The 23,479-nt window shown below is 62.3% G+C and carries 22 protein-coding genes; 20 read left to right on the top strand and 2 right to left on the bottom strand.

Translation table 11 applies throughout. The annotated features are described in order from the left end of the window. Positions 1 to 93: 93 nt before the first annotated feature. The 3 genes from rpsG to tuf all read left to right on the top strand — a co-directional run bounded on the left by rpsG (position 94) and on the right by tuf (position 3,996). Positions 94 to 564, top strand: coding sequence for a 30S ribosomal protein S7 (gene rpsG, locus OCV80_RS15610; protein WP_036631091.1), 471 nt, complete (start codon positions 94 to 96; stop codon positions 562 to 564). Between the two features lie 15 nt (positions 565 to 579). Next, positions 580 to 2,685, top strand: a complete 2,106-nt coding sequence (fusA, locus tag OCV80_RS15605; RefSeq protein ID WP_036631090.1) for an elongation factor G — start codon at positions 580 to 582, stop codon at positions 2,683 to 2,685. 105 nt (positions 2,686 to 2,790) lie between these two features. Further along, positions 2,791 to 3,996 (top strand): elongation factor Tu, encoded by a 1,206-nt coding sequence (gene tuf / locus OCV80_RS15600; protein WP_021750737.1) that lies wholly within the window; start codon positions 2,791 to 2,793, stop codon positions 3,994 to 3,996. Between the two features lie 72 nt (positions 3,997 to 4,068). Here tuf and OCV80_RS15595 read toward each other — a convergent pair whose 3' ends face one another. Continuing rightward, positions 4,069 to 4,539, bottom strand: coding sequence for a DUF4830 domain-containing protein (locus OCV80_RS15595; RefSeq protein WP_021750736.1), 471 nt, complete (start codon positions 4,537 to 4,539; stop codon positions 4,069 to 4,071). A gap of 149 nt (positions 4,540 to 4,688) precedes the next feature. On the opposite strand from OCV80_RS15595, the gene OCV80_RS15590 reads away from it, so the two are divergent. From OCV80_RS15590 to topA, 11 genes are all read left to right on the top strand, one after another. After that, complete coding sequence (locus OCV80_RS15590) at positions 4,689 to 5,411, top strand: pseudouridine synthase (RefSeq protein WP_136891625.1); 723 nt, start codon at positions 4,689 to 4,691, stop codon at positions 5,409 to 5,411. 159 nt (positions 5,412 to 5,570) lie between these two features. Beyond that, the gene (locus OCV80_RS15585) at positions 5,571 to 6,665 is read left to right on the top strand and encodes a PucR family transcriptional regulator (protein ID WP_267288541.1); all 1,095 of its coding nucleotides are present in this window, start codon (positions 5,571 to 5,573) and stop codon (positions 6,663 to 6,665) included. A gap of 228 nt (positions 6,666 to 6,893) precedes the next feature. Further along, entirely contained in the window at positions 6,894 to 7,586 is a 693-nt protein-coding gene (ftsE, locus tag OCV80_RS15580) for a cell division ATP-binding protein FtsE (RefSeq protein ID WP_021750733.1), read from the top strand. Then, positions 7,579 to 8,469: a permease-like cell division protein FtsX gene (ftsX, locus tag OCV80_RS15575; RefSeq protein ID WP_021750732.1), complete on the top strand. Its 891-nt coding sequence runs from the start codon at positions 7,579 to 7,581 to the stop codon at positions 8,467 to 8,469. The genes ftsE and ftsX overlap by 8 nt, the downstream gene beginning before the upstream one ends. A 10-nt stretch (positions 8,470 to 8,479) precedes the next feature. Beyond that, positions 8,480 to 9,724 carry a murein hydrolase activator EnvC family protein gene (locus tag OCV80_RS15570; protein WP_119310779.1) on the top strand — a complete coding sequence of 415 codons (1,245 nt, stop codon included), beginning with the start codon at positions 8,480 to 8,482 and terminating at the stop codon, positions 9,722 to 9,724. Between the two features lie 40 nt (positions 9,725 to 9,764). After that, a complete protein-coding gene (locus tag OCV80_RS15565; protein ID WP_119310780.1) occupies positions 9,765 to 10,514 on the top strand; it encodes a hypothetical protein in 750 nt (249 codons plus the stop codon). A gap of 152 nt (positions 10,515 to 10,666) precedes the next feature. Continuing rightward, entirely contained in the window at positions 10,667 to 11,140 is a 474-nt protein-coding gene (gene greA, locus OCV80_RS15560) for a transcription elongation factor GreA (protein WP_021750729.1), read from the top strand. A gap of 12 nt (positions 11,141 to 11,152) precedes the next feature. Beyond that, positions 11,153 to 12,652, top strand: coding sequence for a lysine--tRNA ligase (lysS, locus tag OCV80_RS15555; RefSeq protein WP_025545356.1), 1,500 nt, complete (start codon positions 11,153 to 11,155; stop codon positions 12,650 to 12,652). Positions 12,653 to 13,342: 690 nt separating this feature from the next. After that, positions 13,343 to 14,104: a TrmH family RNA methyltransferase gene (locus tag OCV80_RS15550; RefSeq protein WP_025545358.1), complete on the top strand. Its 762-nt coding sequence runs from the start codon at positions 13,343 to 13,345 to the stop codon at positions 14,102 to 14,104. A gap of 12 nt (positions 14,105 to 14,116) precedes the next feature. Then, complete coding sequence (dprA, locus tag OCV80_RS15545; RefSeq protein WP_021751600.1) at positions 14,117 to 15,301, top strand: DNA-processing protein DprA; 1,185 nt, start codon at positions 14,117 to 14,119, stop codon at positions 15,299 to 15,301. Between the two features lie 34 nt (positions 15,302 to 15,335). Further along, entirely contained in the window at positions 15,336 to 17,762 is a 2,427-nt protein-coding gene (gene topA, locus OCV80_RS15540) for a type I DNA topoisomerase (RefSeq protein ID WP_136891628.1), read from the top strand. Here the strand turns inward: topA and OCV80_RS15535 are convergent. Next, positions 17,730 to 17,999, bottom strand: a complete 270-nt coding sequence (locus OCV80_RS15535) for a hypothetical protein (protein ID WP_021750752.1) — start codon at positions 17,997 to 17,999, stop codon at positions 17,730 to 17,732. The two genes, topA and OCV80_RS15535, sit on opposite strands and share 33 nt — an antisense overlap. Before the next feature lie 80 nt (positions 18,000 to 18,079). On the opposite strand from OCV80_RS15535, the gene OCV80_RS15530 reads away from it, so the two are divergent. The 6 genes from OCV80_RS15530 (at position 18,080) to OCV80_RS15505 (ending at position 23,456) form a co-directional block, all read left to right on the top strand. After that, positions 18,080 to 18,292: a helix-turn-helix domain-containing protein gene (locus tag OCV80_RS15530; protein WP_021750751.1), complete on the top strand. Its 213-nt coding sequence runs from the start codon at positions 18,080 to 18,082 to the stop codon at positions 18,290 to 18,292. 751 nt (positions 18,293 to 19,043) lie between these two features. Continuing rightward, positions 19,044 to 20,354 carry a methylenetetrahydrofolate--tRNA-(uracil(54)-C(5))-methyltransferase (FADH(2)-oxidizing) TrmFO gene (gene trmFO / locus OCV80_RS15525; RefSeq protein ID WP_021750893.1) on the top strand — a complete coding sequence of 437 codons (1,311 nt, stop codon included), beginning with the start codon at positions 19,044 to 19,046 and terminating at the stop codon, positions 20,352 to 20,354. After that, on the top strand, positions 20,351 to 21,385 hold the full coding sequence (gene plsX, locus OCV80_RS15520) for a phosphate acyltransferase PlsX (protein WP_021750892.1): 1,035 nt from the start codon (positions 20,351 to 20,353) through the stop codon (positions 21,383 to 21,385). The genes trmFO and plsX overlap by 4 nt, the downstream gene beginning before the upstream one ends. Positions 21,386 to 21,468: 83 nt before the next feature. After that, positions 21,469 to 21,717, top strand: coding sequence for an acyl carrier protein (gene acpP / locus OCV80_RS15515; RefSeq protein WP_021750891.1), 249 nt, complete (start codon positions 21,469 to 21,471; stop codon positions 21,715 to 21,717). Positions 21,718 to 21,768: 51 nt separating this feature from the next. Next, on the top strand, positions 21,769 to 22,452 hold the full coding sequence (gene rnc, locus OCV80_RS15510; RefSeq protein WP_021750890.1) for a ribonuclease III: 684 nt from the start codon (positions 21,769 to 21,771) through the stop codon (positions 22,450 to 22,452). A 164-nt stretch (positions 22,453 to 22,616) separates the two neighbouring features. Then, on the top strand, positions 22,617 to 23,456 hold the full coding sequence (locus OCV80_RS15505; RefSeq protein WP_036631136.1) for an undecaprenyl-diphosphate phosphatase: 840 nt from the start codon (positions 22,617 to 22,619) through the stop codon (positions 23,454 to 23,456). Positions 23,457 to 23,479 lie beyond the last annotated feature (23 nt).

The raw sequence follows: 23,479 nt of genomic DNA, 5'->3' as shown, positions 1-23,479 counted from the left end.
GGACGACCTCTTTGGCAGGCATCCACGGAAGGCTGCAATACGCCTTTTGAGTACCTATGAGATCATAGAATTATTATGAAGGAGGGAAGCATAGTGCCCAGAAGAGGTAATGTTCCCAAGAGAGAGATCCTGCCGGATCCCGTTTACGGCTCCGTCCTGGTCACCCGGCTGATCAATAGTGTCATGCTGGATGGCAAGAAGGGCGTGGCCCAGAAGGTGGTCTACGGTGCCTTCGACCAGATCAAGGAGAAGACCGAGAAAGACCCCATCGAAGTGTTCAACCAGGCCATGGAGAATATCATGCCCAGCCTGGAAGTCAAGGCCCGCCGTGTGGGCGGCGCCACCTATCAGGTCCCCATGGAGGTCCGTCCCGCCCGCCGCACGACCCTGGGTCTGCGCTGGCTGACGGCCTACGCCCGTTCCCGCAGCGAGCGTACCATGGCTGAGCGCCTGGCCGGCGAACTCATGGACGCCGCCAACAACACCGGCAGCGCCGTGAAGAAGCGCGAGGAAGTCCACAAGGCAGCCGAGGCCAACAAGGCGTTCGCCCATTTCCGCTGGTAAGTTAGGAGAAACAGTATGCCGAGAAAAACACCTCTTGAAAATACCCGTAATATCGGCATTATGGCTCACATCGATGCAGGCAAGACGACGACTACCGAGCGTATCCTGTTCTACACCGGCGTGAACTATAAGATCGGTGAGACCCATGATGGCACCGCCACCATGGACTGGATGGCCCAGGAGCAGGAGCGCGGCATCACCATCACGTCCGCCGCCACCACCTGCTACTGGTCCGGTTCCAAGAACCAGTTCAAGCCCACCCGGATTAACATCATCGACACTCCGGGCCACGTGGACTTCACCGTGGAGGTGGAGCGCTCCCTGCGCGTGCTGGACGGCTCTGTCACCGTGCTGTGCGCCAAGGGCGGCGTGGAGCCCCAGTCTGAGACTGTGTGGCGCCAGGCCGATAACTACAAGGTCCCCCGGATGATCTATGTCAACAAGATGGACATCATGGGCGCCGACTTCTACAACGTGCTCCGCATGATTGAGGAGCGCCTGAAGTGCAACGCCGTGCCCATCCAGCTCCCCATCGGCAGCGAGGATACCTTTAAAGGCATCATCGACCTGATCGAGATGGACGCGGACATCTACTATGACGATCTGGGCAAGGATATGCGCGTGGAGCCCATCCCCGCGGACATGGTGGACCTGGCAAACGAGTACCGGGAGAAGCTGATGGACGCCGTGTCCATGGTGGACGAGTCTATCATGGAGGCATATCTGGCTGGCGAGGAAGTTCCCACGGCCAAGATCCGTGCGGCCATCCGCAAGGCCACGATCGCCAATGAGATGGTGCCCGTCACCTGCGGCACGTCTTACCGCAACAAGGGCGTGCAGAAGCTGCTGGATGCCATCGTGGACTATATGCCCTCTCCCCTGGACATTCCGCCCATCAAGGGCGTGAACCCCAAGACTGATGAGGAGGACGAGCGTCCTGCGGACGACAACGCCCCCTTCTCCGCCCTGGCGTTCAAGATCATGACCGACCCCTATGTGGGCCGCCTGAGCTTCTTCCGCGTCTATTCCGGCCATCTGACCACCGGTTCCTCCGTGCTGAACAGCACCAAGAACGTCAAGGAGCGTATCGGCCGGATTCTGCAGATGCACGCCAACCACCGGGAGGATATCGAGGAGGTCTTCTCCGGCGATATCGAGGCTGCCGTGGGTCTGAAGAACACCACCACCGGCGACACCCTGTGCGATGAAAAGGCACCCATCATCCTGGAGTCCATGGAGTTCCCCGAGCCCGTCATCCGCGTGGCCATCGAGCCCAAGACCAAGGCCGGCCAGGAGAAGATGACCATGGGCCTCATCAAGCTGGCCGAGGAGGATCCCACCTTCAAGACCTACACGGATGAGGAGACCGGCCAGACCATCATCGCCGGCATGGGCGAGCTGCACCTGGAGATCATCGTGGACCGCCTGCTGCGCGAGTTCAAGGTGGAGGCCAACGTGGGCGCACCTCAGGTCGCCTACAAGGAGACCATCAAGAAGGCCGTGGACCAGGACACCAAGTATGCCCGTCAGTCCGGCGGCAAGGGCCAGTACGGCCATGTCAAGATCCACGTGGAGCCCAACGAGTCCGGCAAGGGCTACGAGTTTGTCAACGCCATCGTGGGCGGCGCCGTTCCCAAGGAGTATATCCCGGCTGTCGACGCCGGTATCCAGGGCGCCATGAACGCCGGCGTGGTGGCCGGCTTCCCCGTGGTGGATGTGAAGGTCACCCTGTACGACGGCTCCTATCATGAGGTGGACTCCTCTGAAATGGCGTTCAAGATCGCTGGCTCCATGGCCTTCAAGGAGGCCTGCCGCAAGGCCGATCCCACGCTGCTGGAGCCCATCATGAAGGTCAGTGTCATCGTGCCCGATGAGTATATGGGCGATGTCATCGGCGACCTGAACAGCCGCCGCGGCCAGATCATCCAGCTGGAGGCCCGTCCCGGCGCCCAGCAGATCGACGCCTACGTGCCCCTGGCCGAGATGTTCGGCTATGCCACCGATCTGCGCTCCCGCACCCAGGGCCGCGGCCAGTACACCATGGAGCCCAGCCACTACGTGGAGATCCCGAAGAATATCCGGGATAAGATCGTGGAGACCCGCAATAAGCCCCAGGCGTAAGGAAAAAGGGATTGATTTTCCCTCCATTATACGGTAAAATAAGCAATGCTGAGAAAAACCGCATTGCACCCAACAGATTTTGAAAATTGACAGGAGGATTTTCAAATGGCTAAGCAGAAATTTGAAAGAACCAAGCCCCATGTTAACATCGGCACCATTGGTCACGTCGACCATGGCAAGACCACGCTGACTGCCGCCATTACCAAGTGGCTGTCTCTGCAGGGCAAGGCTCAGTTCGAGGCTTATGACTCCATCGACAAGGCCCCCGAGGAGAAGGAGCGCGGCATTACCATCAACACCGCTCACGTGGAGTATGAGACCGAGAAGCGTCACTATGCCCACGTGGACTGCCCGGGCCACGCCGACTATATCAAGAACATGATTACCGGCGCTGCCCAGATGGACGGTGCTATCCTGGTTATCGCCGCTTCCGACGGCCCCATGGCTCAGACTCGTGAGCACATCCTGCTGGCCCGTCAGGTGGGCGTGCCCGCCATCGTCGTGTTCCTGAACAAGTGCGATCAGGTCGACGACCCCGAGCTGCTGGAGCTGGTGGAGATGGAGGTCCGTGAGCTGCTCTCCAAGTATGAGTTCCCCGGCGACGACATCCCCATCATCAAGGGTTCCGCTCTGAACGCTCTGATTTCCGAGTCCAGCGATCCCGCCGCTCCCGAGTATGCCTGCATCAAGGAGCTGATGGATGCTGTTGACGACTATATCCCCACCCCCGACCGCAAGGAGGATATGCCTTTCCTGATGCCCGTCGAGGACGTGTTCACCATCTCCGGCCGCGGCACCGTGGCTACCGGCCGTGTGGAGCGTGGTGTCCTGAAGCTGAGCGAGGAAGTCGAGATTGTTGGCCTGACCGACGAGAAGAAGAAGACCGTCGTCACCGGCATCGAGATGTTCCACAAGCTGCTGGACTACGCTGAGGCCGGCGACAACATCGGCGCCCTGCTGCGTGGCGTGGACCGCAACGGCATCGAGCGCGGCCAGGTTCTGGCGAAGCCCGGTTCCATTCATCCCCACACCAAGTTCAAGGGCCAGGTTTACGTCCTGACCAAGGACGAGGGCGGCCGTCACACCCCCTTCTTCAACAACTATCGTCCTCAGTTCTACTTCCGCACCACCGACGTGACCGGCGTCATCACCCTGCCCGAGGGCACTGAGATGTGCATGCCCGGCGATAACGTCGAGATGAGCGTGGAGCTGATTACCCCCATCGCCATTGAGAAGGGCCTGCGTTTCGCTATCCGTGAGGGTGGCCGCACTGTGGGTTCCGGCGCTGTTACCGAGATCACCGAGGCCTGATTTTTCAGCCAAGAAAAAGAACTGCCGCAATGCGGCAGTTCTTTTTTTGCCCGCAGGCCATTCCGAACGGGCTCAGTCCTGCTCCGGATAGACCAGTGTGTCCTGGAATCCGTCTGCCCCGGCGCAGAGGATATCCCCGGCCACCGGCTGCCCCTCGCAGACGTAGAGGTTGGCCTGGACACCCTCCGGCCGTCCGGGATAGTTGGTGACGGTGTAGGTGTACCGGGCCACTTGCTTGCCGCAGCACGCAGAAAGGTCGAAGCCCTGGGAATCCTGCAGCTCGTTGTAGGTGAGGTAGGGCTCCTCCAGTTTCTCCGGCAGCAGAAACTGCAGCGTCTCCACCGGTTCCTCCTCCACCTGCCAGCCCATGGACTCCAGATAGGCGATGCGGTCGGCATTGCCGGTCAGCTGCCAAGCTGCCGCGTCCTGACCGCCACCGGAGCGGCCCACCAGCAGCAGGACGGCGGCCGCCAGGATGCCGGCCAGGATCACAGCCACAACGGCCTTTGTCTTCTTGGAAACCCGCGCGGTCCAAATCAGCATATCGATCCCTCCTGCATCTTCCTATTCATTTTTTTCCGGATTTATGATAAGATGAAGCAGAACAAGCCGTCGGAAGAGAGTCTGCCGTGTTCGTCCCGGGGGAAGAGAAGCGGTAAAAAGAGGCAGAGGTCAGCAAGGAGGAGGCCGGCATGGAGAAAGCGCGTCTGGACAAGATCATCGCCGGGGAGGGGACATACTCCCGGCGGGAAGTGAGGCTCCTGGTCCGCCAGGGCCGGGTGCTGGTGAACGGTGTGCCTGCCCGGTCTCCGGAGGACAAGGTGGTGCCGGAGGCAGTGGAGATTATGGTGGACGGGACCGTGCTGCACTGCCGCCGCTACACCTGGATCATGCTTCATAAGCCTGCGGGGGTCCTCTCCGCCACGGAGGACGGCCGGGGGGCCACAGTGCTGGACTTGCTGCCGCCGGAGCTCCGGCGGCGGGGACTGTTTCCGGTGGGGCGGCTGGACAAGGATACGGAGGGATTGCTGCTGCTGACCAACGAAGGAGGACTGGCCCACGACATCCTCTCTCCCAAGCATCATGTGGACAAGGTCTACTATGCCCGCACTGCCGGCTGTCTGACGGAGGAGGACTGCAGGGCGTTTGCGGCAGGCATGACCCTGGGAGGCGGCCTGGAATGCCTGCCGGCGGGGCTGGAGATCCTCTCCGCCGGGCCGGAGGGCAGCGAGGGGCTGGTCACCCTGCGGGAGGGGAAGTTCCATCAGGTGAAGCGGATGCTGGCGGCTCGGGGAAAGCCGGTCCTCTATCTGAAGCGGGTCCGCATGGGCAATTTGCCACTAGATCCGGCCCTGGAACCGGGCACATACCGATATTTGACGGAGGATGAGGTAGAGAGCCTGCGAAATTTCTAACGGCCACATCAGAAAATTCAAATCTTGCCCAAAAAAGAAGCCGTTTTTTTGTTGAAAAAAGAAAATATATCTTGCATTTTGACAAATTCAACGATATAATATATCCATTGACAATTTGCACAACGCCCCCACGTGTGATTTTAGAGGAGGAGGACGACCATGTCTGGAAGAATTTTTCAAAATGTGGTGCTGCAGCTGAAGGAAAATACGGACCGGACGGTTGGCGTCATTGACGGTGAGGGCATCGTCATCGCCTGCAGCGAACTGGCGATGATCGGCCAGCGGTGGGCGGAGCATGTGCCTGCCATCAATGCTGCCGGCGGCGCCATCGTCACGTCGGAGGGAAAGACATTCAAGGCCCTGAACGGCTGGGGAACCCAGTTTGACTATGCAGCCTTCGCCTTTGGCGACAACGAGATCAGCAAGACCGTTTGCGCCATGGCCACGGTGGCGCTGAATGCAGCCAAATCCTACTACGAGGAGAAACATGACCGGGGGTCCTTCATCAAGGACATCATCTCCGATAACATCATGCTGGGGGATATCTATGTGCGGGCCAAGGAGCTGCGGGTCACGGCGGACGTGCCCCGGGGCGTATTCGTGGTCCGCACCCTGAAGAAGGGGGAGTCTGTCCCCACGGACGTGATCCAGTCCCTGTTCCCGGACCGGCAAAACGATTTCGTCCTCAGCATCGGCGAGGGCGACGTGGTCCTCATCCGCCAGATGCCGGAGGGCTCCGGCATCAAGGAGCTGAACAAGATCGCCTCCTCTATTGAGGAGGCCCTCCGTGCCGGCGGGGAGCCCACGGTGGTGGTGGTGGGCATCGGCACCGTGGCCACCCACCTGCGGGACTTGGCCAAGAGCTATAAGGAGGCACAGATCGCCATTGAGGTGGGCAAGGTCTTTGACACGGAGAAGTACGTCATCAACTATGAGAATTTGGGCATCGGCCGGTTGATTTATCAGCTGCCCACCACCCTGTGCGAGATGTTCCTCCAGGAGGTGTTCAAAAAGAACCCCATCGACGCACTGGACAAGGAGACGCTCTTCACCATCCACAAGTTCTTTGAGAACAACCTGAACGTGTCCGAGACCGCCCGGAAGCTGTTCGTCCACCGGAACACTCTGGTGTACCGGCTGGAGAAGATCAAGAAGCTGACGGGCCTGGACCTGCGGGAGTTCGACGACGCCATTACCTTCAAGGTGGCTCTGATGGTCAAGAAATATCTGACCTCCCGGGGCATCGACTCCTGAGCCTGGATGGATCACACAAGCGCCCCGGCCGGAATTCCGGCCGGGGTTTTTCGCGCCCGGCGGAGACGGACCGCCGGGGAGGAAAACGGAATCGGAAGATTTGAAAAAGGCGGTTGCATTGCGGCGGAAAACCAGATATAATGAAAAAAGCTCTTACATTATGTCGACTGGCGGGGAACCTTTCGGCCGCGCCCGGCGTGTATAAAATAGGGAACACGAGGTACAGACATGATTCGATTAAAAGACGTGGAGATGGAGTACGACAACGGCACCCGGGCCATCAAGGGCATTACCCTGACGATCGAGGACGGGGAATTCGTGTTTCTGGTGGGCCCTTCGGGGTCCGGCAAGTCCACCATCATCAAGCTGCTGACCGGCGAGGTGGAACCCTGCGCCGGACGCATTATGATCAACGGTTTTTCCGTCAGCAACATCTCAGAAAAGCAGATCCCCCTGATGCGCCGCACTCTGGGAGTGATTTTTCAGGATTTCCGGCTGATCGAGAAGAAGACTGTCTATGACAACCTGGCCTTTGTCATGCGGGCAGTGGGCGCCAGCCCCAAGGAGATCCGCAAGCGCATCCCCTATGTGCTGGAGCTGGTGGGCCTGGGGAAAAAGGCGGACAGCTATCCCACGGAGCTCTCCGGCGGCGAGCAGCAGCGGGTAGCCATTGCCCGGGCCCTGGTGAACAACCCCAACACCATCATCGCCGACGAGCCCACCGGAAACCTGGACCCGGAGCGGTCCCTGGAGCTGATGAGCCTGCTGGTGAAGATCAACGAGCTGGGCACCACCGTGGTGGTGGTGACCCACGAGAAGGACCTGGTGGACCGCTTCGGCAAGCGGGTGGTCACCATCGATTCCGGCCATGTCGTCAACGACAGCGTGGGCGGCTATGTGGGGGGGCATATCCATGGCTAAACGTCACGATTTCAGCTATTTTTTCCACGAGGGACTGAGCAATATGTTCAGCCACGGCTTCATGTCCTTTGCCGCCATCGGCATCACGGTGGCCTGCCTGCTGATTATGGGTACCTTTACCCTGGTGGCGGTAAACGCCAATGAGCTGCTGACCACCCTGGAACAGGAGAATGAGATCCTGGCCTATGTGGATGACAGCTACACCGAGACCCAGGCCCGGGCCCTCAAGTCCCGGCTGGAGGCCATTCCCAATGTGGCCTCCGTCACCTTCATTTCCAGGGATGAGGCCATGGAGGACTTCAAGGCCCAGTACCCGGATGAGGAGCTGTTCCAGGACCTGGACCCGGAGATTCTGGAGGACCGCTACGCCATCAAGCTGGTGGATCTGGAGGCGCAGAGCGAGACCGTGGAGGCGGTGCAGGCCCTCACCGGCATCTCCGATGTCAGCCACTACGAGGAGATCGCCGGTGGTTTTGTCACTGTGCGGAACGTAGCCACGGTGGTATGCGTGGCACTGATCGCCATCTTGTTCGTAGTGTCGGTGTTCATCATCTCCAACACCATCAAGCTCACCACCTTTGACCGGCGGGAGGAGATCGCCATCATGCGGATGGTGGGCGCCACCAACGGCTTCATCCGCTGGCCCTTTGTGTATGAGGGCTTCATGCTGGGCCTGCTGGGCGCGGTGATCGCCTTCTTCCTCCAGTGGGCGCTGTATGCGGCAGTGGCCCGGGGTGTGGACAGCAACGACACGCTGCAGCTGATCCAGGTGATGCCCTTCTCGGAGCTCTGGGCGCCAGTGGCGGCGGTGTTCGCTCTGGCGGGCATTGTGATCGGCGTGGGAGGCAGCCTCTCCGCCATCCGGAAATTTTTGCAGGTGTGAGGTGACGGGCATGAAGAAAGCTGGCAGGCGATTCCACCGCATCTTCCGCGCCGTGTTCGCAGCGGCGCTGGCCTTGGCTATCACCGGCGCCAATCTGGCTCCGGCGGCGGCCGTCACCTGGGCGGACGTGAATGAATTGAAGGATGAGGCCAACGGCCTGGACGCGGAGAAAAAGGAGCTCCAGGCCAAGCTGGATGCCCTGGCGGACGACAAGAGCCAGGCTGTGGCCCGGAAAGAGCTGCTGGACCAGCAGATCGCCAATACGGAGGCACAGATCGCCAATACGCAGGCCCAGATCGACCGGTATGCCGCCCTCATCACCCAGACGGAGGCGGAGCTGGTAGAGGCTGAGGAAAAAGAGGCGGCCCAGTACGAGCTGTTCTGCAGCCGGGTCCGAGAGATGGAGAAGCAGGACGAGGTCAGCTACTGGGCGGTGCTGTTCCGGGCCAGCAGCTTTACCGACCTGTTGGGCCGGCTGGACGCCATCAACGAGATCATGAAGTACGACCAGGGCGTCATCGACGACCTCAAGGCCCTTCAGGCGGAGATCGAGGAGAAGAAGGCCACGCTGGAGAGCAGCAAGGCTGAGACCGAGGCCGCCAAGGCGGAGCTGGTCAGCAAGGAGAATGAGCTGAACACCCAGCGCAGCCAGGCCAACGCCGTCATCCAGCAGCTGTCCGCCAACGAGAACGAGACGGAGGCCGCACTGGCAGATCTGGAGGCGGAGCAGGACGCCCTGTGGGCGGAGGCCCAGCGCCTCAGCGACCAGCTGGTGGCCCAGCAGGCCGCCAACGGCCAGTCCACAGAGTCCAATCCAGGCGGCTACATCTGGCCGGTGAACAGCCGGTACATCACCTCCACCATGGGCGGACGGAACTCTCCCGGCGGTATCGGCTCCACCAACCACAAGGGTACGGACATCGGCCGGGTGGGTTACACCAGCTCCATCTACGCAGCCAAGTCCGGCACGGTCATCGTGTCCCAGTACAGCAGCTCCTACGGCAACTATGTGGTCATCTCCCACGGCAGCGGCAATACCACACTGTATGCCCACATGTCCAGCCGGAAGGTGTCTGTGGGCCAGTATGTGAACCAGGGAGACGTGATCGGCATCACCGGCTCCACCGGCAACTCCACCGGACCGCACCTGCACTTTGAGGTGACGGAGAACGGCGTCCGGGTGAATCCACTGAACGACGGCGCAGAGCCCAAGATGGGATATCTCACCGGCTATACCCTTTCAAAAAGTGCATAAACACCGCTCCCGCCCCGTAGGATGGGGCGGGAGTGATTTTATGATCGGTATGATGACTTGGACGCCCCCTGCGGGCGGCGTCCGGCAAAAGAGCGTGGTTCTGGAGACGCGGGCCCTGCTCCACCTGCGGGTGGCCTGGGCGTCGGTGGCCAGGGGCCCCCGGACACCGGAGGCCCTGGTGCGGCGGCGGGTGCTGACGGCCGCCAAGCGGCTGCGGAAGGCCGGTGTCACCCGTCTGGTGGTGCCGGAGGCGTTTGCCTATGGGGAACAGCTGGAGAAGGTCGGTGTGGCGCCGGTGTCCACGCTGCCTCTGCGGCGGGCGCTGGCGGCGGATCTGGCACGGGCGGTCATGGCAGGGCGGAACCTCTCCGGCGGCAGCGCACGGCTGGCGGTGGCGGGAGACCAGCTCTCCGGCGAGCTGGTGCGGACCGTGACGGAGCTGGCGCTGGGAAACCGTTACGTGCTGCTGGATGTGCCCTACGGCGGCGACACCCTGGCCAATCAGCTGCGGCGGGAGTACGGCGTTTCCCTGCTGCTGTCCCCCACCCGGCAGCAGATGGAAGAGGCGGATGTGCTGGTGCTGTTCGCGGCCCGGACGGACCTGCGACGGCGGGACCCGGCAGTGCTGCGGCTGTATGATGAGGCGGCGCCTCTGCCGCCGCTGCTGCTGCCGCCGGTGCTGGAGGGCCAGATGCCCCCGGGCCTCTGCCGCCCTCAGCTGCTGGCCGTACTGGTGGAGAGCGGCGTCCTGCGGCCGGGGCAGATCACCGTGGGCACGGCGGAGAGCTGACACCGCAGAGAATTTTGCAAAACCGCAGGCGGCATCGCTTGACATTCTCAAATCCACACACTATAATACTACTCTATGATAATATAGCATCATTATGTGCAGGGGCGGCCGCATCGGCCGCCCTGCCAAAGGATAGGAGAGATACGGTCCACATGGAAAGAGAGTACAAGATGAGCGCGGCCCGCGCCCAGGAACTGCAGGAAGAGCTGAACTATTTGAAGACCACCCGGTCTGACGAGGTGGCGGAGCAGATCAAGGTGGCCCGGGGCTTCGGCGATTTGAGCGAGAACAGCGAGTACGACGAGGCAAAGAACGAGCAGGGCAAGCTGTATTCCCGCATCGCAGAGCTGGAGGAGATCCTGCAGCACGTGGTGATCGTGGACGAGAGCAACGCCCCCACCAACGTGGTGACCATCGGCTGCAAGGTGACGGTGGCGGACAAGAACGGCAACACCATGCCCGCCTACCGCATCGTGGGCTCTCAGGAGTCCGACCCCATGAACGGCATCATTTCCGAGGAGTCTCCCTTCGGCAAGGCCCTGGTCGGAGCCAAGGAGGGGGACACCGTTACGGTGGAGGCCCCCAGCGGCGCCATCGTCTACACGGTGCAGAAGATCGAGCGGTAAAGGAGAGCGGACATGTCTGAACAGAAGACAACCCAGCAGCCGGAGCAGGAGCTGAGTGAGCAGCGCCGCGTCCGGCGGGAGAAGCTGGCGGCCCTTCAGGCCGCAGGCGAGGATCCCTTCCAGCAGACCCGGTTCGACTGGGACGCCACCTCTGCACAGATCAAGGAGCACTTTGACCAGATGGAGGGCAGGGCCGTGAAGGTGGCCGGCCGCCTGATGAGCAAGCGGGGCATGGGCAAGGTCAGCTTCTGTGACCTGCAGGACCGGGACGGCCGCATCCAGCTGTACGCCCGCCAGGACGAGATGGATGAGGCGGTCTATAAGAAGTTCAAGAAGTTCGACATCGGTGACATCGTGGGCGTCGAGGGTGAGGTGTTCCGCACCCAGCGGGGCGAGATGAGTGTCCGGGCCAAGAACATCACGCTGTTGAGCAAGGCGCTGCTGCCCCTGCCGGAGAAGTTCCACGGCCTGACAGATCTGGAGCTCCGGTACCGCCAGCGGTATGTGGATTTGATCGTGAACCCGGAGGTGAAGCGAAACTTCGTCATCCGGTCCAAGTTCATCAAGCACGTCCGGGACTTCCTGGATGAACGGGGCTATATGGAGGTAGAGACGCCGGTGCTGAACACCATTTCCGGCGGCGCCACTGCCCGGCCCTTCATCACCCACCACAACACTCTGGACATCGATATGTATATGCGTATCGCCACAGAGCTGCCCCTGAAGCGGCTGATTGTGGGCGGCCTGGACCGGGTGTATGAGATCGGCCGCATCTTCCGCAACGAGGGTATGGACCCCAAGCACAACCCGGAGTTTACCACTGTGGAGCTGTATCAGGCCTACACGGACTTCAACGGCATGATGGATCTGTTTGAGGACCTGCTGTCCTCTGCCGCCCAGAAGATCCTGGGCACCTATCAGGTGGAGTGGCAGGGCGAGCAGATCGACCTGACCCCCGGCTGGCCCCGGCTGACCATGCATGAGGCCGTGAAACAGTACACCGGCATCGACTTCATGGCTATCTCATCTGATGAGGAGGCGGTGGCCGCTGCCAAGGCCATCGGCGTGGAGCTGCCGGAGACGGCGGACCCCACCTGGGGCAATGCCCTGTATGAGACCTTCGATCAGAAGGTGGAGGAGAAGCTGGTACAGCCCACCTTCATCACTATGCACCCAGTGGATGTGAGCCCTCTGGCCAAGCGTTCCCCGCAGGATCCCCGGCTGACGGAGCGGTTCGAGCTGTTCATCTGCCGCAGCGAGATGGGCAACGCCTTCTCCGAGCTGAATGACCCTATCGACCAGAAGCAGCGGTTCCAGAAGCAGGTGGAGCTGCGGGCCAAGGGCGACAGCGAGGCTGGCATGATGGACGAGGACTATATCAACGCCCTGGAGTACGGCCTGCCCCCCACCGGCGGCCTTGGAATCGGCATCGACCGCTGCGTCATGCTGCTGACCAACTCCGACACCATTCGGGAAGTCATTCTCTTCCCCACGATGAAGCCGCTGGAATGAGCGCATCCGGCCGGAGAGCCTGTGCTGGCAAACGTCCGGCTAAGGCCGGATTTGCGGAGAGCTGCAAATGGAGAAGTTGACCCGGCGGGGCCTTTGCCCCGGCGGAAAGAGGGGGAGTACGCCGCTGGCCGGCGTACTCCTCCGTCTGCTGTCAAGGCAAAAACCGCCGGCAGAAAAACGGAATCCTCTCCGGATATGCGCACCGGCTCTGGATTTAGAGCGGAATGTGTACGGCACCGGGGCGGTCGAACAGTGGACTTGAGAAGCAGAGGCACCTGCGCCGCAGGGGGAGGAGAGAGATTCCGGAGGCGATAAATGGGAGAGCACGAAGGCGGCACCCTTCCGGAGAAGGCCGGATCCGGAGCTCCCACCTGGGCTCCGGGCTGTTGAATCTGTAACGGCCGGGCTGCAGCGGCCGGTGTTTTTTTATTTATAAGGTATGAAATTCCAGGGTGCTGTGAAAAAAATCGTTGACTTGAATCACAGAAGAGCTTATGCTATACTTGCTTTTGTATAAATCCCCACAGCGGTTTCCATGAAATTCCATGGACTGCGGCGGCCAAGGGCTGCCGAATGGGACCTTTCGCGCTCTATGTCCCACCGGGCATAGAGCGCATCCCCGTCTCCGGACAGCACCTGGAACGGATGGACGCACGGGGAGCAGAATGACCGGAAAAGGAGGCGCGCCCTATGGAGATCATCACCAGCCGGACCAATCCGCTGTGCACCCATCTCCGCAAGCTGGCGTCCTCCGTTTCTTATCGCCGGGACTGCGGGGAGTTCCTTTGCGACAGCCCCAAGTTGCTGGAGGAGGCTTTGCTGTGGAGAGCGGGCCTGCGGACAGTGGTCTGCACGGACCCCGCCGCCCTGCCTGCCCTGCCCGATACTGTCCGCCGCGTCCAGGTACCCGGGGATTTGATGAAATCCATCTCTCCCGCACAGACGCCCCAGGGCGTCCTCTCCGTGTGCGGCCTGCCGGGCCGGACGCTTCCGGAACAGTTGACCGGCCGCCGGTACGTGGTCCTGGACGGGGTTCAGGATCCGGGGAATGTGGGGACGATCCTCCGGACGGCGGACGCCTTTCACGCCGACGGATTGTTTTTGGTGAACGCCTGCGCGGACCTATACAATCCCAAGACCGTTCGGGCCTCCATGGGTGCGGTGTTCCGCTGCCCGGTGTGGACCTGCGGGCTGGAAGAGCTGCGGGCGCTGCTGACGAAGAGCGGCCTGCCCTTGTATGGCGCGGCCCTTCGGAGCGATACGGTGGACGTGCGGCGGGCGGACTTCTCTCACTGCGCCGTGGCCGTTGGCAGCGAGGGGAAGGGCCTCTCGGCGGACGCGCTGGCGGCTTGTGACCTGACGGTGAGGATCCCGATGAGCGGTCACTGCGAGTCCCTGAACGCTGCTGCTGCGGCGGCCGTGCTGCTGTGGGAGGCGGCGAGAGACGACTGAGGAGGGAAGTCCATGTCCGCGCTGAAATACTGGCTGTGGCTGACGGAGCTGCCGGGGCTGACGAACCAGACCCGGCTGGCGCTGCTGCAGCATTTCCCCACGCCGGAGGACGTGTACTACGCGGAGGCGGAGGAGGTGCTGCTGACCGAGGGCATCACCCGGGAGCAGGCGATCCTGCTGGAGAACAAGGACTGCGCCGCTGCGGACCGGATTTTGGCGGACTGCCAGCGGCTGAATGTGAACATCCTCACCCTCCAGGACGCGGGGTATCCCAACCGGCTGCGGAATATTTACGACCCGCCCTGTCTGCTGTATGTCCGGGGCCGCCTGCCGGCTTTTGACGATGAGGCGGCGGTGGCTGTGGTGGGCACCAGGGACTGCACGCCCTACGGCGTCTCCTGTGCGGAGAAGCTGGGCCATGGCTTGGCCGCCGGCGGAGCCGTGGTGGTCAGCGGCTTGGCCCGAGGCATCGACTCCGCGGCGCTGCGGGGCGCCCTGCGGGCCGGCGGCACGGTGGCGGCGGTGCTGGGCAACGGCACGGATGTGATTTACCCACCGGAAAATCAATACCTATATGAGGATGTTGCGGCGGCTGGCGCGCTGGTCAGCGAGTACCCGCCGGGCACGCCGCCGGATGGACGGCATTTCCCGGTGCGCAACCGCATCCTATCCGGCCTCTCTCTGGCAGCCCTGGTGGTGGAGGCGCCGGAGCGCAGCGGTGCGCTCATCACGGCGGGCACCGCCCTGGAGCAGGGGCGGGACGTGTTCGCTGTCCCCGGACCCATTGATGCTCCGGCCAGCGTGGGCTGCAACCGCCTGATCCGCGACGGCGCCGGGCTGGCGTCCGACGCCTGGGACATCCTGCGGGAATACGAGGCCCGGTTCCCGGACAAGCTGCGCCGGGAGGGGACGCAGGACGCGCCCCCTGTGCTGGGCTATCAGGCCCGACAGAAGACGGAGCCCAAGCCGGTGGCTCCGTCGGTGAGCCTGTCCCACAATAATCTGAGTCTGACCGACGACCAGATCTGCCTGCTCCGGACGCTGACGGAGGAGCCCATGCTGGCAGACGACCTGATCGAGCTGACGGGCATCCCCACTCGGCGGGTGCTGTCGGCCCTGACCGTGCTGGAGATCGAGCATCTGGTGACACAGCACAGCGGGAAGCGGTACGCCCGCGCGGTGAATTTGACGGAATAAACACGCGCCCGATCCTGGGCGCTTGGAGGTAACTATGGCAAAACACAGCCTGGTCATCGTGGAGTCTCCCGCGAAGGCCAAAACCATCGGAAAATACCTGGGCAAGGAGTTTGAGGTGAAGGCCTGCATGGGCCATCTGCGGGACCTGCCCAAGAGCACCCTGGGCGTGGACCTGGAGCACGACTTTGAGCCGGTCTACAAGCCCATCAAGGGCAAGGAGGACATCATCGCCGACCTGAAGAAGTCCGCCAAGAGTGCGGAGATGGTCTACCTTGCCACCGACCCGGACCGGGAGGGAGAGGCCATCTCCTGGCACCTGAAGCAGCTGCTGAACCTGCCGGACGAGAAGACCCGGCGGGTCACCTTTAATGAGATTACCAAGAACGTGGTGCAGGAGAGCATCCGGGAGCCCCGGGACATCGACCAGAAGCTGGTGGACGCCCAGCAGGCCCGCCGCATCCTGGACCGGATCGTGGGCTATGAGCTGAGCCCCCTGCTGTGGAAGAAGATCCGCCGGGGCCTCTCCGCCGGGCGGGTCCAGTCCGTGGCCACCCGCATGGTGGACGACCGGGACCGGGAGATCGAGGAGTTCAAACCTGAGGAGTACTGGACCTTGGATGCCAACCTGTTCGGCGACGACGCGAAAAAGCTCCCCTTCGCCGCCCGCTACCACGGGAAGGACGGCAAGAAGGCGGAGCTGAAGTCGGCGGAGGACGTGGATGCTGTGGTCCATGAGACGGAGCACGCCCCCTTCACCGTCAAGACCGTGAAGCGCACAGACAAGCAGCGCAGCCCCTCTCCGCCCTTCACCACCTCCACCATGCAGCAGGAGGCGTCCCGCAAGCTCTCCATGACGCCCCGGCGGACCATGGCCATCGCCCAGCAGCTGTACGAGGGCGTGGATATCGAGGGCGAGGGCACCGTGGGCCTCATCACCTATATGCGTACCGACTCCCTGCGGATCAGTGAGGAGGCCCTGGCCTCCGCCAAGACCTTCATTACGGGCCGCTACGGCGAACATTACGCCCAGACCCACCGCTACAAGGCCAAGGCGGGCGCCCAGGACGCCCACGAGGCCATCCGCCCCAGCAACGTCAACTGGACGCCGGAGCAGCTGAAAAAGGACCTGACCGGCGAGCAGTACCGCCTCTACCGCTTGGTGTGGAGCCGGTTCGTGGCCAGCCAGATGGCCAACGCCGTGTACGACAGCGTGGCCGTGGAGGTCGAGGCGGCGGGACACAGCTTCCGGGCCAGCTCCTCCAGCCTGAAATTCTCCGGCTACACCGCCGTGTATGAGGAGGGCAAGGACGAGGAGAAAGAGGAGAAGGAATCCCCCTTGCCCGCCCTGCGGGAGGGCGAACCTCTGACCCTGAAGGACTTTGACCGGGAGCAGCACTTCACCCAGCCCCCGGCCCACTATACAGACGCCACGCTGATCCGGGCCATGGAGGAGCAGGGCATCGGCCGCCCCTCCACTTACGCTCCCACTGTGTCCACCATCCTGGACCGGGAGTACGTGGTGAAGGAGGGCAAGTACCTCCGCATCACCAACCTGGGCCGTGTGGTGACCGCCCTGATGAAAGAGCGGTTCTCCGACATCGCGGATCTGAAATTCACCGCCAATATGGAACAGCGGCTGGACTCCGTGGAGGAGGGAAAGACCGCCTGGAAGGACGTGCTGCGGGAGTTCTACGGGGACTTTGAGCAGGACCTGGAGAACGCCGAAAAGGCTCTGGACGGCGCCCGCATCAAGGTGCCCGACGAGGTCAGCGAGGAGATCTGCCCGGAGTGCGGGCGGAATCTGGTGGTAAAGTCCGGCCGGTTCGGCCGCTTCCTGGCCTGTCCCGGCTACCCCGAGTGCACGTTCACCATGCCGCTGGTGGTGGAGATGCCGGGCCGCTGCCCCAAGTGCGGCGGGCGGCTGATGAAGCGCACCGGCAACAGCAAGAAGACCGGTAAGCAGTATACCTACTACTGCTGTGAGCATGTGAACAGCAAGGACGAGACGGCGAAGTGCGACTTCATGACCTGGGACGTGCCGGTGAAGGACGACTGCCCGGTCTGCGGCCACACCATGTTCAAGAAGGCGGGCCGGGGATTCAAGAAGCCCTTCTGCATCAATCCGGAATGCAGCAACTTCCTGCCGGAGGAGAAGCGGGGCTATCCCAGGAAGAAGGCCGCGGACAGCGCCGAGGGCGCGGAGTCTGCCGCTGCGGCGGAGGAGACAGCGGAGAAGAAGCCCGCCAGGCGGACAGCCGCAGCGAAGAAGGCGGACACCGCTAAGACCGCCGCGAAAAAGAGCGCCGCCAAGAAACCGGCAGCCGCCAAGACTGCCGCAAAGAAGCCTGCGGCCAAGAAGGAGACGGCCTCCAAAGCGGCGGCCAAGACCACATCCAGCAGAAAGACCGCGGCCAAAAAGACGGTCGCGTCAAAGGCGAAGAAGCCCGCCGGGAAGGAGTGACAGCTCCCGGGCCAGGCGGAAGCCGGAGCGGAAGAGGAAGCGCTCCTCCTGCTCCGTGCAGCGCCAGGCGGCGGCCTGATAGGACTCCAGCAGTTCGATCTGCTCCGGGGTCAGGGAGGCCAGCAGAGCATTCTCCAGGCGGCTCTCCCGCTGGTAGAGCGGCCAGCAGGTGCCGGGGAGGTTTTCGTCCAGGTGCTCCAGGAGGTTCTCGAAGAGAATGTCCAGAGGGTCAGTCATGATGAATCATCTCCAAAATCGTAGTTTAATTTCGTGTTTACAATATACACGAAATTAAACTGCAAGTCAAGGGGTGGGGCATGGAAAATTTTGCACAACGGGTCAGACAACTGCGCAAGGAGTCTGGCAAGACACAGACACAGATGGCTGCTGTTTTTGAAATCAGTGCTCGCCAATACCAAAATTATGAGGGCGGCGGGCATTATCCGGATGTGCCGGGATTGATGAAAATGGCGGACTACTTCGGCGTTACTACCGACTATCTGCTGGGACGCAGCGACCAGAGGAGCTAAGGTGATACGGGCCGCCGTCCGGCGGCCACGGGGACTTCTGCTCCCGCAGGGGGCTGGTCCAGCGGGATGCACCCCCCATTTTCTTTTCCCTCTTGTGGAAAAGAAAACGGGCCGTGCACGGTCCAAAAGAAAAGACCGCTTAGACGCGCTCCGGCGCGTTCGCGCCTCCGCGCGACGGGGGTCGGCGGATCGGTGCAAGCGCCGATTTTGGCCTGCCTTCGGGCACGCTTTTCCCTTCTGCAAGTTTGTAACTGCCGTCCCGTGGCGGATGGTGCGGAGATCGTCGGGGTGGTCATCGCATTGAGGTGCTTCTCTTTTCGCTGCCGCTGGCTTGGCGGTTGACGGGAGCTGGTGCAAGCTCCCACGACCGCCGGGGCAGCGCGTAGCGAAGCGGAACGCGCGGAAAGAGAATCTGGTCAAATGCGTCCTTGCACCCCGATTTTTGTCGGAACCGCGCCGCGGGAGTCAGTGTTCAAGTCTGCACCGTACTCCGCCGCGCCCGTCGGGAAGCCCTCGCAACCCCGCAGGCACCATCTTACGCCGACCCCCGTACAGCAACTTTGCACGCACGTGCAAAGTTGCGACCAAAAGCGATTTTTTCTCTTCCACCGGGCGCGGCGCATTCTCTTTTTGTCAAGAACAAAAAGAGAATGGGGGGCGCATCCCCCGTGGAAACGGCCCCCTGGCGGGAGCCAGATTCCCCGTCCCATGGGACGCACCATCAACCAACGATAGATAAAGGATCCAAACTATGAATGTAACAGTTATCGGCGCCGGCCTGGCCGGCTCGGAGGCTGCCTGGCAGCTGGCCCAGCGGGGTATCGACGTCACCCTCCGGGAGATGAAGCCGGAAAAAAAGACCCCCGCCCATGAGACGGAATACTTCGCGGAGCTGTGCTGCTCCAACTCCCTGCGGAGCGACCAGCTGGAAAACGCTGTGGGCCTTTTGAAAGAGGAGCTGCGGCGGCTGGGCTCCCTGATCCTCCAGTGCGCCGACGCCACCCGGGTGGAGGCCGGCGGCGCATTGGCGGTGGACCGCCACGGCTTCGCCCGCATGGTGACGGAGCAGATCCGCAGCCACCCCCATATCACCGTGGTGCCCGGCGAGGTGACCGAGATCCCGGAGGGGGAGGTGGTCATCGCCTCCGGCCCCCTGACCTCCGACGCCCTGGCGGAGCGGCTCCAGTCCCTGTTGGGGGCGGACACCGCCCTCCACTTCTACGACGCGGCGGCCCCCCTGGTCACCGCCGAGAGCGTGGACATGGACAAGGCCTGGTTCGGCTCCCGGTATGACCGGGGAACGGCGGACTATGTCAACTGCCCCATGACCGAGGAGGAGTACGACGCCTTCTGGAAGGAGCTGACCACGGCCCAGGAGGCCCCGGTCCACGGCTTTGAGGACAAGATGGTATTTGAGGGCTGTATGCCCGTGGAGGTCATGGCCCGCCGGGGCCACGATACCCTCTGCTACGGCCCCCTGAAGCCCCGGGGGCTGAAGGATCCCCGCACGGGAAAGGAGCCCTACGCCGTGGTGCAGCTGCGGCGAGACAACGCCGACGGCACGGTGTACAACCTGGTGGGCTTCCAGACCCACCTGAAATTCCCGGAGCAGCGGCGGGTGTTCTCCATGATCCCCGCCCTCCACGACGCAGAGTTTTTGCGCTACGGCGTCATGCACCGGAATACCTTTTTGAACTCTCCCCGGCTGCTGGACCGGTACTACCGGCTGAAAGCGGAGCCCCGGCTCTCCTTTGCCGGCCAGATGACCGGCGTGGAGGGATATGTGGAGTCCGCCGCCTCCGGCTTTCTGGTGGGGGTGGAGACCGCTCGGCGCCTGACCGGCAGGCCGCCCGTCGATTTCCCCCGGGAGACCGCCATCGGCGCTCTGGGGCTGTATGTGTCCAATCCCTCCGTCACGATGTTCCAGCCCATGAATATCAACTTCGGCATCATGCCGCCCCTGGACCATCGGGTGAAGGGGAAGCGGAATAAGAACGCGGAGCTGTCGGCCCGTTCACTGGCCATCATCGACCAAATCAAGCAGGAGGTGCGGGAAGCATGAAGATCATTGTAGACGCAATGGGCGGAGACAACGCGCCGCTGGAAATCGTCCGGGGCGCGCTGGACGCCAACCGGAACCATGGGGTGGAGATCATTCTGGTGGGCCGGACGGCGGAGGTGCTGAAGGCCGTGGAGGCCTGCGGCCAGAAGAGCCTGCCCGCAGGGGTGGAGATCAAGGACGCCAAAGAGGTGGTGGAGATCGCGGATGACCCCGCCATGGCCTTCAAGCAGAAGCCAGACTCCTCCCTGACCGTGGGATTGAACCTGCTGAAGGACGGCGCGGGAGACGCCTTTGTCTCCGCCGGGTCCACCGGGGCGCTGCTCTCCGGGGCCACGCTGGTGGTCAAGCGCATTCGGGGCATCCGCCGGGCCGCCATGGGGCCCCAGATTCCCACCGCCGGGGGACGGGCGGTCCTCTGCGACTGCGGCGCCAACGCCGAGTGCACGCCGGAGTACCTGCTCCAGTTTGCGTACCTGGGCAGCTACTACGCCCAGCGGGTCATGGGCATCGAAAAGCCCCGGGTGGGCCTTCTGAACATCGGTGCGGAGGAGGAGAAGGGCGACACCCTGCGCCATGAGACCTACGCCCTGCTGAAAGAGGCTGGGGAGGCCGGCCGCATCCACTTCATCGGCAATGTGGAGGCCAACGAGGCCATGATGGGCACCGCCGATGTGATCGTTACCGACGGCTTCACCGGCAATGTGATGCTGAAAACCATGGAGGGCGTAGGCAAGTTCCTGCTCAAGTCCCTGAAGGAGATGTTCCTCTCCAGCACCAAGACCAAGCTGGCCGCCGGTCTGGTGAAAGGGGATCTGGGGCAGATGAAAAAGCTGCTGGATCCCAGCGAGGTGGGCGGCACACCCTTCCTGGGGATCCAAAAGCCGGTGATCAAGGCCCATGGCGGTTCCAACGCCAGGGCCATCGAAAATGCGGTGCTGCGGGCCAAGGAGTATGCGGAAAGCGGTTTCATCGCGGACATTCAGGCCAACATCGAACACATGCGGGTCCAGCCCGGCATGGAAAAAAATTGATTTCCTATTGACACCGCCGTAGAGATTGCCGTATGATTACCCCAGCAAGGCACAGAACCATTTTTCCTTGAGGGGTGAACGACATGTCGAATGAGGAAATTTTTCAGACCATGAAGGATTTGGTGTCCGAGCAGTTTGGTATGGAGCTGGACGAGGTGACGCTGGAGACCTCCTTTGAAGACGACCTGGGCGCCGACTCTGTGGACCTGGTGGAGTTGGTGATGGCCATGGAGGAGGAGTTCGAGCTGGGACAGACGGCGGAGGACGAGGTCAAGGCCATCAAGACCGTGGGCGACGCGGTGAATTACGTGGCAGGCAAGCTGAACGGATAACTTGCAGGAACGCCCCGCGCAGAGCGGGGCTTCCTTTTGGGAGTGGACGATATGCGGGATCTGGAGAAAAAACTGAATTACACCTTCCGCAACCAGGCTCTTCTCGAGGAGGCGCTGAACCACAGCTCCTACGCCAACGAGCACCGGGCCGGTGGGCTGCGCAGCAATGAGCGGCTGGAGTTCCTGGGGGACTCCGTGCTGGGCTTTGTGACAGCGGAGTTTCTCTTCTGCCAGCACCCGGACCTTCCGGAGGGGGACCTGACCCGCATCCGGGCGGCCCTGGTGTGTGAGCAGAGCCTGTATGAAGTGGCGCAGAAGCTGGGCCTGGGCCAGTATCTGAAGCTGGGCCGGGGCGAGGAGGCTGGCGGCGGCCGGGAGCGGATCTCCATCCTGGCAGACGCCACGGAGGCGGTGTTTGCCGCTGTGTACCTGGACGGGGGGATCGAGGCGGCCTCCGCCCTGATCCACCGCTGCCTGCTGGACGCAGAGAAGGAAGAGGTAGTGGAGGAGCGCCGCCGGGACTACAAGACGGCTCTGCAGGAACTGGTCCAGCGCCAGGCGGATCAGGTGCTCACCTACCACATGACCGGCGAGGCGGGGCCGGACCACGACAAGACCTTCCAGGCGGAGGTGCAGCTCAACGGACTGCCCATCGGCGCCGGTTCCGGCCACAGCAAGAAAGAGGCCGAACAGGCGGCGGCCAAGGCCGCGCTGGAGACGCTGGAGGAGACGTGAACCGCCTTCGGCCGCTGCATACAAATGAGCAGACCGGTCCTGAACGGCCGGTCTGTTTTTTGCTTTTCTCCGGGCTATGCGGAAATATGACTGGAATTTTCAGCCTGGCCGTGATATACTCAAGCATGTATGTGCGATTTTAAATGACTGGGGGATTGAATCCATTGTCTTTGCTGTCATCCATCCTGCTGGGCCTGATCCAGGGCCTGGCGGAGTTCCTGCCCATCTCCAGCTCCGGCCATCTGGCCATTGCGGAGCACTTCCTGGGCCAGGCGGGCGTTCCGGCGACGCCGGACTTTTTTGACGTGCTGCTGCACCTGGGAACCCTGGTGGCAGTGTTCGCGGCCTACTGGCAGGATATCCGGGACATGATCGTGGAGCTGATCGACGGCGTCCGCGATCTGGTTCGCGGCACCACACCCAACCCCATCCCGCCGGCACGGCGGATGATCCTGCTGATTATCGTGGGCACGCTGCCCCTGTTTGTGGTGCTGCCGGTGAAGGATCTGGTGGAGGGCCTGTCCGGCAATATCTATTTCGTGGCGGGGGCTCTGATCGTGACGGGCTTTCTGCTGTTCGCCAGCGACCGGGTAAAAAAAGGACGCAAGACGGAGCGGAGCGCCAAGCTGCTGGATGTGCTGCTGGTGGGCATTGCCCAGGCCATCGCTACCTGCCCCGGCATCTCCCGCTCCGGCACCACTATCACCGCCGGCTGCTTTGTGGGCTTTGACCGGAAGTTTGCGGTGCGCTTTTCCTTCCTGCTGTCCATCCCTGCCGTCCTGGGGGCCAACATCCTGACCTTGAAGGACGCCATTCAGGAGAATTCCATCATCGTATCGGATATTCCCGTGTATCTGGTGGGAGTGGCGGTGGCCGCCGTGGTGGGCTATATCTGTATCCGCCTGCTGAAGATGATCGCCGATAAAGGCAAGTTCGGCTGGTTCGCGTATTACTGCTGGGCAGTGGGCCTGATCGTGCTGGCGCTGACACTTGTGCTGAAGTAACTTGCCTTTGGTGCGCAGAGCAC

Origin of the sequence: Oscillibacter acetigenes (assembly GCF_025567605.1) — a bacterium.
GTDB classification, from domain to species: Bacteria; Bacillota; Clostridia; order Oscillospirales; family Oscillospiraceae; genus Oscillibacter; species Oscillibacter welbionis.
This window is presented reverse-complemented; position numbering and strand designations above follow the sequence as displayed.

What these genes read in the sequence shown, in the direction of transcription:
- fusA (WP_036631090.1), top strand. Translation starts at nt 580, where the DNA reads ATGCCGAGAAAAACACCTCTTGAAAATACCCGTAATATCGGCATTATG.
- tuf (WP_021750737.1), top strand. Translation starts at nt 2,791, where the DNA reads ATGGCTAAGCAGAAATTTGAAAGAACCAAGCCCCATGTTAACATCGGC.
- OCV80_RS15595 (WP_021750736.1), bottom strand. Translation starts at nt 4,539, where the DNA reads ATGCTGATTTGGACCGCGCGGGTTTCCAAGAAGACAAAGGCCGTTGTG.
- OCV80_RS15590 (WP_136891625.1), top strand. Translation starts at nt 4,689, where the DNA reads ATGGAGAAAGCGCGTCTGGACAAGATCATCGCCGGGGAGGGGACATAC.
- OCV80_RS15585 (WP_267288541.1), top strand. Translation starts at nt 5,571, where the DNA reads ATGTCTGGAAGAATTTTTCAAAATGTGGTGCTGCAGCTGAAGGAAAAT.
- ftsE (WP_021750733.1), top strand. Translation starts at nt 6,894, where the DNA reads ATGATTCGATTAAAAGACGTGGAGATGGAGTACGACAACGGCACCCGG.
- ftsX (WP_021750732.1), top strand. Translation starts at nt 7,579, where the DNA reads ATGGCTAAACGTCACGATTTCAGCTATTTTTTCCACGAGGGACTGAGC.
- OCV80_RS15570 (WP_119310779.1), top strand. Translation starts at nt 8,480, where the DNA reads ATGAAGAAAGCTGGCAGGCGATTCCACCGCATCTTCCGCGCCGTGTTC.
- OCV80_RS15565 (WP_119310780.1), top strand. Translation starts at nt 9,765, where the DNA reads ATGATCGGTATGATGACTTGGACGCCCCCTGCGGGCGGCGTCCGGCAA.
- greA (WP_021750729.1), top strand. Translation starts at nt 10,667, where the DNA reads ATGGAAAGAGAGTACAAGATGAGCGCGGCCCGCGCCCAGGAACTGCAG.
- lysS (WP_025545356.1), top strand. Translation starts at nt 11,153, where the DNA reads ATGTCTGAACAGAAGACAACCCAGCAGCCGGAGCAGGAGCTGAGTGAG.
- OCV80_RS15550 (WP_025545358.1), top strand. Translation starts at nt 13,343, where the DNA reads ATGGAGATCATCACCAGCCGGACCAATCCGCTGTGCACCCATCTCCGC.
- dprA (WP_021751600.1), top strand. Translation starts at nt 14,117, where the DNA reads ATGTCCGCGCTGAAATACTGGCTGTGGCTGACGGAGCTGCCGGGGCTG.
- topA (WP_136891628.1), top strand. Translation starts at nt 15,336, where the DNA reads ATGGCAAAACACAGCCTGGTCATCGTGGAGTCTCCCGCGAAGGCCAAA.
- OCV80_RS15535 (WP_021750752.1), bottom strand. Translation starts at nt 17,999, where the DNA reads ATGACTGACCCTCTGGACATTCTCTTCGAGAACCTCCTGGAGCACCTG.
- OCV80_RS15530 (WP_021750751.1), top strand. Translation starts at nt 18,080, where the DNA reads ATGGAAAATTTTGCACAACGGGTCAGACAACTGCGCAAGGAGTCTGGC.
- trmFO (WP_021750893.1), top strand. Translation starts at nt 19,044, where the DNA reads ATGAATGTAACAGTTATCGGCGCCGGCCTGGCCGGCTCGGAGGCTGCC.
- plsX (WP_021750892.1), top strand. Translation starts at nt 20,351, where the DNA reads ATGAAGATCATTGTAGACGCAATGGGCGGAGACAACGCGCCGCTGGAA.
- acpP (WP_021750891.1), top strand. Translation starts at nt 21,469, where the DNA reads ATGTCGAATGAGGAAATTTTTCAGACCATGAAGGATTTGGTGTCCGAG.
- rnc (WP_021750890.1), top strand. Translation starts at nt 21,769, where the DNA reads ATGCGGGATCTGGAGAAAAAACTGAATTACACCTTCCGCAACCAGGCT.